Annotated in this window: 4 protein-coding genes; 1 reads left to right on the plus strand and 3 read right to left on the minus strand. The window is 70.1% G+C overall.

All coding sequences use genetic code 11. The features are described 5' to 3' along the window. Positions 1-2,703, plus strand: a 2,703-nt coding sequence (locus tag G4D87_RS31755) for a M16 family metallopeptidase (protein WP_163786441.1), incomplete at its 5' end; no start/stop codon positions are given. 71 nt (positions 2,704-2,774) lie between these two features. Here the strand turns inward: G4D87_RS31755 and G4D87_RS31760 are convergent. The 3 genes from G4D87_RS31760 to G4D87_RS31770 form a co-directional block, all read right to left on the minus strand. Then, complete coding sequence (locus tag G4D87_RS31760) at positions 2,775-3,524, minus strand: hypothetical protein (RefSeq protein WP_163786442.1); 750 nt, start codon at positions 3,522-3,524, stop codon at positions 2,775-2,777. Positions 3,525-3,704: 180 nt separating this feature from the next. Further along, positions 3,705-4,484: an alpha/beta fold hydrolase gene (locus G4D87_RS31765; RefSeq protein WP_163786443.1), complete on the minus strand. Its 780-nt coding sequence runs from the start codon at positions 4,482-4,484 to the stop codon at positions 3,705-3,707. A gap of 74 nt (positions 4,485-4,558) precedes the next feature. Then, positions 4,559-5,800, minus strand: a complete 1,242-nt coding sequence (locus G4D87_RS31770; RefSeq protein WP_163786444.1) for a multidrug effflux MFS transporter — start codon at positions 5,798-5,800, stop codon at positions 4,559-4,561. Positions 5,801-6,187 lie beyond the last annotated feature (387 nt).

Here is a 6,187-nt window from a genome sequence, read left to right on the forward strand (position 1 = left end):
GCGAAGGGCCGCGCGCTCGCCCCCGTGACGAGCGTGGAAGGCATCTCCGAGTACCGCCTGCCCAACGGGCTGAAGGTGCTCCTCTTCCCCGACCCCACCAAGCCCACCGTGACGGTCAACGTGACGTACTTCGTGGGCAGCAAGCATGAAGGCTACGGCGAGACGGGCATGGCCCATCTGCTGGAGCACCTGATGTTCAAGGGCACGCCCACCACGCGCAACGTGCCCCAGGCGCTCACCGAGCGCGGCGCCCGGCCCAACGGCACCACCTGGCTGGACCGCACCAACTACTACGAGACGCTGCCCGCCTCCGACGCCAACCTCCGCTGGGCCCTGTCCTTCGAAGCCGACCGCATGGTCAACAGCTTCATCGCGAAGAAGGACCTCGACAGCGAGATGACCGTCGTCCGCAACGAGTTCGAGTCCGGTGAGAACGACCCGCGCGGCATCCTCTTCGAGCGCGTGATGAGCGCCGCGTACATCTGGCACAGCTACGGCAAGGCCACCATCGGCGCGCGCTCCGACCTGGAGAACGTGCCCATCGACCGGCTCCAGGCCTTCTACCGGAAGTACTACCGGCCGGATAACGCCGTGCTGGTGGTGGCGGGCCGCTTCGACGAGGCCAAGGCCCTGTCGATGATTCAGGACACCTTCGGCAAGCTGAAGAAGCCCAACATTCCCCTCCCCGCCACGTACACCGCCGAGCCCACGCAGGACGGCGAGCGCGAGGTGCAGCTGCGCCGCGTGGGGGACACCGCGCTGCTCACCAGCCTGTACCACGTGCCCGAAGGCGCGCACCCCGACTTCGCCGCCATCGACGTGCTGACGCTGGTCATGGGCAACAACCCCTCCGGGCGCCTCTACAAGTCGATGGTGGAGACGAAGAAGGCCTCGCGCGTGAGCGCGTCGAACCTCCAGCTCCGCGACCCGGGCATCATCGTCTTCAGCGCGGAGATGCGCGACGACCAGCCGGTGGCCGCGGCCCGCGAGGCGCTGCTGAAGACGGTGGAGGACGCGGCCCGCGCGCCCTTCACCGAGGAAGAGGTCAACCGGGCCAAGGCCACGCTGTCCAAGTACATCGACCTCACCATCAACAACTCCGAGCGCGTCGCCATCAACCTGTCGGAGTGGGAGGCCACCGGTGACTGGCGCCTGCTCTTCCTGCACCGCGACCGCATCGAGGCGGTGACGCCCGCGGACGTGACGCGCGTGGCCGCCGCCTACCTCAAGGCCTCCAACCGGACGCTGGGCACCTTCATCCCCACGCCGAAGCCGGACCGCGCGGAGCTGCCGGCGCCGGTGGACGTGGCGAAGATGATGGACGGCTTCAAGGGCCGCGAGGCCGTGGCGCAGGGCGAGGCGTTCGACCCGTCACCGGCCAACATCGAGTCGCGCGTGCAGCGCGGTGAGCTGCCGGGCGGCGTGAAGTACGCGGTGCTGCCGAAGAAGACGCGCGGCAACATGGTGAACGTGTCCCTCACCCTGCGCTGGGGCACGGAGGAGGCGCTGCGCGGCAAGGCGGACGCGGCGCAGTACGCCGGGCGCATGCTGATGCGCGGCACGAAGCAGCACACGCGCCAGCAGCTCCAGGACGCGTTCGACAAGCTGAAGGCGCGCGTGGGCGTGGATGGCGGCAGCACCGGCGCCTCCGCCTCCATCGAGTGCCCGCGGGAGAGCCTGCCGGAGGTCCTCAAGCTGGTGGCCGAGGTGCTGCGCGAGCCCGCCTTCGACGAGAAGGAGTTCGCCCTGCTGAAGCAGGAGCGGCTGGCGTCGCTGGAGTCCGAGCGCAGCGAGCCGCAGACGCTGGGCAACATCGCCTTCTGGCGCTCGCTGTCGGGCCACTACCCGAAGGGCCACCCCTACTACGTGGCCACGCTGGACGAGCGCATCGCCGGGGTGAAGGACACCACGCTTGCGCAGGCGCGCGCCTTCCACAAGGCCTTCTACGGCGCGTCGAATGGCGAGCTGGCCGTGGTGGGTGACTTCGAGCCCAAGGACGTGACGGCGCTGGCCGGCACCCTGCTGGGTGGCTGGAAGAGCCCCGCGCCGTACCAGCGCGTACAGCAGGTGTTCGGCGGCGGTGCGTCCGCGTCCGTCGCGCTGGAGACGCCGGACAAGGCCAACGCGTACTACATGGCCGGCCAGTCGCTGAAGCTGCGCAAGGATGACAAGGATTGGCCGGCGCTGATGCTGGGCAACTTCGTGCTGGGCGGCGGCTTCCTCAACTCGCGGCTGGCCACGCGCATCCGTCAGAAGGACGGCCTCTCCTACGGCGTGGCCAGCAGCCTGGACGCGAGCGACGTCGACGAGGTGGGCACCTTCTTCACCTACGCCATCTACGCCCCGGAGAACGCGGCCCGGCTGGAGACGGCCATGCGCGAAGAGGTGACGCGCGCGGTGCAGAAGGGCTACTCGGCGGAGGAGCTGAACAAGGCGCGCTCGGGCATTTTGGAGTACCGGCAGTCGGCGCGGGCGCAGGACGGGAGCCTCGCGCGGCAGCTCGCCAGCTACCTGTTCCTGGGCCGCACGCTGGCCTTCGACGCGGCGCTGGAGCAGCGGCTGGCGCAGCTCAAGCCGGAGGACGTGCGCAAGGCCATGGCGCGGCACCTGGACTGGACGAAGGTGACGCAGGTGCGCGCGGGCGACTTCGCCACCGCGCAGAAGAAGGCCGCGCCCGCCGCGAAGGTCCCCGCCGCGCCGTGACGCGGTAGTCCGTCACCCCTGTGAGGGATTGGAAGCCCCGCGGTGCCCCTGTGGCGCCGCGGGGCCTTTGCCTACCGGGAGCCCCACTGGAAGTCGTGGTACCAGCTGGCCACGTTCACGCTGAGCCCCACCACCGTGCTGTCCCGCTCATGGGGAAGCGGCTCGCCGCCCAGCTTGAGCGCCCACGCGCGCTGCACGTAGACCTTCACCCACTTGTAGCCGCCCTTCACCGTCACGGCGGGCTCGGCGAAGAGCCACACGGGGCGCGTCACGTCGTCGGCCACGAGGAACTCGCGGGTGCGCTCCGCGTCGGTGTAGCCCGTTGCATCGAGCGAGACGTACTTCACCGCGGACAGGCGCACCGAGCCCGCGAGCTCGAAGTAGGGCGTGACGTAGCCCACGTTCGGTTGGATGAAGGCACGCACGGCGCGGGCCGTGAAGTCGACGTCGCGGGGCGTGGCGCCATTCGCCTCCAGCCGGTCGCTCGCGGTGGACTGGCCGTAGCCCAGACCGCCGTAGGCCTCCCACACGCCGTTGCCCAGGAAGGTGCCGTAGAGGCCGCCTCCCACTTCACCGAGCGCGCCGTTCGCGCGGCGCTCCCCTTCCGCGTACCGCTCGTAGTAACCCTGGGCCAGCAGGCCCACGCCCTCGCGCGGAGACCAGGCCACCTGGAGGTTGTTGTTGCCGAGCGTGCCCTTCAGCTCACCCTCCTCTCTCAAGAGCGGCGCGCTGACTTGATTGGGTTTGTACAGCGTGGTGGTGCATCCGGTGACGACAACGGAAATCCCCAGCGCGAAGCAGGTGCGGCGGAGTCGTCTCATGGCAGCCTCCTGCACCTGAAACACAGCAATGGCTGTGCCTGCTTTCCTGACGCAGCGGGCCACACCGCTCCGTCGAGGAGCGGGTGCTGGGAATACCCTGACACGTCACGATGCGCGTGGATGTCAATCCGCGCAACCCAGGACGCGGTGCGAAGCGTGTGACGCGCCCTCCCCTCCCCTTCAGCGCGGCGGCAGCGTGGCGAGGAAGGCGTCCAGCGCGGCGTTGAAGCGCTCTGGCGCATCCATCATCAACCAATGGCTGACACCCGAGAACACGGTGTGCGGGGTGCCCGGGTACAGCAGGTGGTAGGCATGGGGCTGGATGAAGGCATCCACGACGAGCGTGTGGAATGGACCCTTGTAGCGCTCCAGCACGCGGTCCGAGTTGAACGTGAGCATGCTCTCCAGCGCGCCGACCACCACCTCGCGCGGCGTGGCATGCAGCCAGCGCATCACCGACGCGTGCGTGTGCGGCTTCGCGTTCTGGAGGATGGGCGCGAACCACGTGTCCATGAAGGCCCGATAGGAATCAGGGCGTGTGCCTTCGCGGAAGCCTTGGAGCTGCTCGGGCGGGAGCGGCGGCATCGTCCCCGCGGCGTCCACGATGACGAGCCCGGCGAGCCGTTCAGGCCAGCCACGGGCGTACTCCGCCGCGACGTAGCCGCCGAAGCTGTGGCCCACCAGGACGAAGCGCTCCAGGTCCAGGGCCGTGGCCACCGCATGAATGTCATGGGCCATGTCCTCGGCGCCGTAGCGGCCCTGGGCGTCGAGCTCCGAGTCGCCCATGCCGCGCAGGTCGAACGACACGGAGCGCTGCTTCAGGTGTGCCTGCTGCGCGGCCCATTGCTCACGCTGGGAGGCGTTGCTGTGGACGAAGACGACGGGGAGGCCGCCGCTGCCAGCGTCGGTGACGGCGAGCTGGCCCGCGGGGCCCTGGACGGTACGCGAGGAAGAGGTCATGGCGCACAGGACGATGACACGATTCGCGGCCCGCGCACTGGGGCACCCTCCCCTGCCCCGCGCGAGTGTCGGGTTCAAGCCGCGCCGTGCCGTGACGCCACGCCGCCCAGCGCCCCCTGCTGGCGCGCGCGTGCCCGGAGCCCGACGAACGCGGCGAGCCACGCGAGCAGCGCCATGGCGGCCATGACCCCGGCCATGGGCATCGCGGTGCCATTGTTGAACGTGCTCACGGCCCACGACGCGCCAGCCGCCGCGGTGAACTGGAGCGCGCCCAACGCGGCGGACGCCATGCCCGCGCGCGCGGCGTACCGCTCCAGCGCAATCGCAGTCGCGTTGGGGGCCACCAGCCCCATGAGCGATACAAAGAAGAACAGCGAGACGGCGATGCCCCACAGGCCCATGAAGCCGGTCCACGCCACCGCGAGCACGGCCACCGCCGCGACGACACACAGGCTCAATGCCAGACGCAGCAGCCGGTGCAGCGGCAGGTGCGTCACCAGCTTGCGGTTGAGCTGCGCCACCGCAATCAAGCCCATCGCGTTGACGCCGAAGAACCAGCCGAAGTGCTCCTCCGCAATGCCATACAGCGAGATGAACACGAACGGCGAGCCCGCGATGTACGCGAACATGCCCGCCTGCGCGAAGCCTCCGGCCAGCGCCGGGCCCACGAAGTCCGGGTCCTTCACCAATGCGCCCAGCCGGGAGCGCATCGACTGCGAGCCCTCGTGCGGCGGCGCCGTCTCCGGCAGCGACTTCAGGACGAAGGCCAGCGCCACCGCGCCTATCGCCGCCAGCACCACGAAGATGGCCCGCCACCCCGAATACTGGAGCACCCATCCGCCCAGCAGCGGCGCGAGGATGGGCGCCACGCCCATGACCAGCATCAGCCGCGACATCGTCCGCGCGGCGTCGGCGCCGGACCACAAGTCACGCACCACGGCGCGCGGAACGACCAGGGCCACCGAGCCGCCCAGCGCCTGCACGAAGCGCATGGCCACCAGCATGGATGCCGACGGCGCCAGCGCGCAGCCCAGCGAGCCCAGGACGTACAGCGCCAGGCCCGCGTAGAGCGGACGCGTGCGCCCGAAGCGGTCGATGAGCGGGCCCGTGAAGAGCTGGCCCAGCGCCAGCCCCGCGAAGCACGACGCGAGCGTGAGCTGGATGGCCGGCGCGGTGGATTGCAGGTCCTCCGCGATGCGCGGCAGCGCCGGCAGGTACATGTCGATGGAGAGCGGCGCGAACGCGGTCAGCGTTCCGAGCAGCAGCTCGAGGCCGAGCGTGCCCTTTACAGCGGGCCGGGTGGAAGGCGTGGTCATGGACTCCCTGGGCCAATGGCCGGGCCCCGGCGAATAATCGGTCTTCCGCCCCCGCGCCGTGAATGCGCCGCGCGCCCAGAAGCACGATTGCTGGAAGGGAACGCCGTGGCTGTACCCACCGGCCCCCCACCCGCCGAGCAGCCGCGTGGGCCGCCACCGGCATGTCAGACCCCCGGGTTATTCCTTTTCCCGTCGCGCACACGAAGGTGTCGGGCCCTGGCGGCCCGAGCTCGATTTCGCCACTGCGCCCTCACCGCACGGAGCGAGTCCACCCATCCGTGTACGCGACACCCGATTCCCCCGCGCGCGACGTCAGCGCTGACGTCGCGCGCGGGGGAAAAGCGTGGTGCCCTGGCCATGGGGGCCGGGGGCCGCGCCAGCGTGGGG

The organism is Myxococcus vastator (genome assembly GCF_010894475.1).
Taxonomy (GTDB): Bacteria; Myxococcota; Myxococcia; order Myxococcales; family Myxococcaceae; genus Myxococcus; species Myxococcus vastator.